Raw genomic sequence first — 2962 nt, 5'->3', positions numbered from 1 at the left:
GCCGAGCAGTTGGCCGCCGACGGGGTATGGACAAGACGTGTCGAAATGAGTACGGTCCGTAACGGCGTCCGCCCAACGCCGCCGTGTCGGTGAGGTGCCGCCCGCCAGTGGTACCTCGCTGGTAGGTGGGCAGAGCAGGCTGCGGCGGTACGTCACGGCCTGATGGGGGCCCGCTTGCCCAGGTGGGGTGCTGAATGACACTCACTCTTTCAGCACCCCACCGGTTCAAACTTCTCGCGATGCCCCCAACGTTCCGGCGGCATGGCTCGTCTTGACGGCTGACAGTGCGAATCTGACGGCGTAATCGACGAAGCGGGTGCCATGGCCGACTGGGAACGAGCCTTCCAGGAACTCCTCGCGGCACGAGGCGATGCGCTGCGCGCGTACGGCTATCTCCTGACCGGAGAGCAGGCAGCGGCGGCCGACCTGGTCCAGGACGCGTTGCTGCGTGTCTTCAGCCGGCTGCGGCTCGGCGACGACATCGCCGAACTGGAGAGCTACGTCCGGCGGGCGATGCTGAACCAGTACGTCGACGGCAGGCGGCGCGCCGGACTCTGGCGGGCGAAGCGGCACCTGTTCGTCCAGCCGGTTGCCGAGGAGCCGGATCACGGGCCGGCCGACGACATCCGGCACGCCCTGGCCACGCTGTCGCCGCGGCAACGTGCCTGTGTGGTGCTTCGGTACTACGAAGACCTCACGGTGCCGCAGATCGCAGCGCAACTCGACTGCGCGGAAGGCACGGTCAAACGCCATCTGGCCGATGCCCGCGGCAAGCTCGCCGCGCAGCTCGCCGTACCGGAGGAGAACCTGACATGACCGACGTGAAGAACCTGCTCGAGGAACTGGCCGGACACGGCGCCGGCGTGGAACTCGCGGAACACGACCTGCTGCCCCGGATCCGTCGCCGGCGTCGCGTGCGCGCCGGGCTCGTCGGCGCCTCCGGAGTCGCGGCCGTGGCCGTGCTCGCGGTCGGTGCGTATGCCGCGATGCCCGGAAACGCCACGACTCCGGCCGGTCCGGCGAGCACGGTGGCGAGTACCGCCCGGCCGACCGCGGTCGCGCCGTACCAGTGCGGCGACGTCTTCCCGGCGCCCGACCCAACCGGCAGCGGACGCCAGGTCGCCACGGTGACCCTGACCCAGAAGAGCATCAGCCGGACCGCCGGCGGGTGGTCAGGGAGCATCCGCTCGAAGTATCAGTACCACGGCGGCCTGCCACACCCGCTCATCGCCGGTCTGCCACCCCAGTGGGTCGCGGTCGTCCGCGACGGCCGGATGGTGGGGCACGCGACCGTCAGTACGACGGCCAAGGCGGTCGAGCTGCGCGCCGGTCAGTCGAAGGTTGTGGACGCCGGGATCGCCATCCGGTCCTGTGCCGGCGCATCGTTGCCGGCCGGGTCGTACCTGCTCTACGAAGACCTGAGTCCCACGGCCAAGCCCTCGAAGAGTCTCGTCGCGGCCGGCCCGATCGGCCGGCTGCAGTTGCCGTAACGCTGATTCGTGACCCGTGGTTCGCCGGATGGCCGGGCAACTTTCAGGCGGTGGGAGGTTTCGCGGCGGGGAAAGGACGGGCAACCTGTGAGGGTCCGGTCCCCACCCGCCCCTGGGAGTAGCCGTGTCCCGATTGTTCCGTCCGGCGCTGCTCGTCACCGCCGTCCTAGCGCTCCTCGGCTTCGGCATCACCCCGTCGAACGCCGCCACCACGATCACCGTCGCCACCGCGATCGGCCAGCAGGACAACTCGACCGCCTCGGTCACCGGCTATGTCGTCGGTCAGCCGACCGCGACCAGCACCGTTGTCCGCAGCAACTTCCCGAACGACTACGCGCTGGCGCTCGCCGACTCGGCGTCGCAGACCAGTACGTCGTCGATGCTCTACGTGCAGATCCCGACCGCGTTCCGCGCGGCGTACGGGCTGCAGAGCAACCCGAGCCTGCTCGGCCGGCAGATCACCGTCACCGGCACGCTGGCGGCGTACTTCTCGCATCCCGGCCTGAAGAACGCGACCGCCTTCGCCGGCGGTGGTGGCAGCTCGGACCCGGGTGACCCGCCGACCGATCCCGGCGACTACTACGCCGCCGCCGCGGGCAAGAGCGGCGCCGCGCTGAAGGCCGCGCTGCACACGATCATCTCGCAGCAGACCAAGCTCACCTACGACCAGGTCTGGGACGCGCTCAAGGTCACCGACCAGGACCCGAACAACAGCAACAACGTCATCGAGGTCTACTCCGGCCGCTCGATCGCGAAGACCAGCGAGGGCGGCGGCGTCGACGACTGGAACCGCGAGCACGTCTGGGCCAAGTCGCACGGCGACTTCGGTACCGCGACCGGGCCTGGCACCGACATCCACCACCTGCGCCCCGAAGACGTCTCGGTGAACTCGGCGCGCGGCAACCTCGACTTCGACAACGGCGGTACGGCGGTTGCCCAGTGCACCGGTTGTACGGCGGACGCGGACTCGTTCGCGCCCCGCCCGGCGGTCCGCGGCGACGTCGCCCGGATGATCTTCTACATGGCCGTCCGGTACGAGGGCGACGACGGCTTCGCGAACCTGGAGCTGAACGACAAGGTCGGCAACGGCACGGCGCCGTACATCGGCAAGCTGTCGGTGCTGAAGGCGTGGGCGGCGGCCGACCCGCCGGACGCGTTCGAGAAGAACCGCAATGAGGTCATCTACACCCAGTTCCAGCACAACCGGAATCCGTTCATCGACCACCCGGAGTGGATCAGCTCGATCTGGCCGTGAGGGTCCGAGGGCCGCGTCTCCCGGGAGGCGCGGCCCTTATCTATTGGCCTGCAGATCCCGGTTCTGGCCGGCCGCCCGCGCCTCGGGCGCCCGCTCGCCGGTCGCGGTGAGCTTCCCGGTCGGTACGGCGGCCTTCACCTGCGCGGCCTGGACGACGCCCGACTGCGCGGCGGCGACACCGATCCGGGTCTGCACCCACTTCTGGAACCCCGGGTCG

The 2962-nt window shown here is 69.8% G+C and carries 4 protein-coding genes; 3 read left to right on the top strand and 1 reads right to left on the bottom strand.

Translation table 11 applies throughout. The features are described 5' to 3' along the window. Positions 1–321: 321 nt before the first annotated feature. The 3 genes from VFF46_RS23090 to VFF46_RS23080 all read left to right on the top strand — a co-directional run bounded on the left by VFF46_RS23090 (position 322) and on the right by VFF46_RS23080 (position 2745). Positions 322–816 (top strand): RNA polymerase sigma factor, encoded by a 495-nt coding sequence (locus VFF46_RS23090; protein WP_325039277.1) that lies wholly within the window; start codon positions 322–324, stop codon positions 814–816. After that, entirely contained in the window at positions 813–1490 is a 678-nt protein-coding gene (locus tag VFF46_RS23085) for a hypothetical protein (protein ID WP_325039276.1), read from the top strand. The genes VFF46_RS23090 and VFF46_RS23085 overlap by 4 nt, the downstream gene beginning before the upstream one ends. Before the next feature lie 124 nt (positions 1491–1614). Next, the gene (locus VFF46_RS23080; RefSeq protein WP_325039275.1) at positions 1615–2745 is read left to right on the top strand and encodes an endonuclease; all 1131 of its coding nucleotides are present in this window, start codon (positions 1615–1617) and stop codon (positions 2743–2745) included. A gap of 36 nt (positions 2746–2781) precedes the next feature. On the opposite strand, the gene VFF46_RS23075 is transcribed toward VFF46_RS23080, so the two are convergent. Next, on the bottom strand, positions 2782–2962 hold a 181-nt coding region (locus VFF46_RS23075), incomplete at its 5' end, for a hypothetical protein (RefSeq protein WP_325039274.1).

Source organism: Kribbella sp. (genome assembly GCF_035655035.1).
Taxonomy (GTDB): Bacteria; Actinomycetota; Actinomycetes; order Propionibacteriales; family Kribbellaceae; genus Kribbella.
This window is presented reverse-complemented; position numbering and strand designations above follow the sequence as displayed.

Bases quoted from the DNA above. Each gene is read 5' to 3' on its own strand.
- VFF46_RS23085 (WP_325039276.1), top strand. From the start codon at position 813: ATGACCGACGTGAAGAACCTGCTCGAGGAACTGGCCGGACACGGCGCC.
- VFF46_RS23090 (WP_325039277.1), top strand. From the start codon at position 322: ATGGCCGACTGGGAACGAGCCTTCCAGGAACTCCTCGCGGCACGAGGC.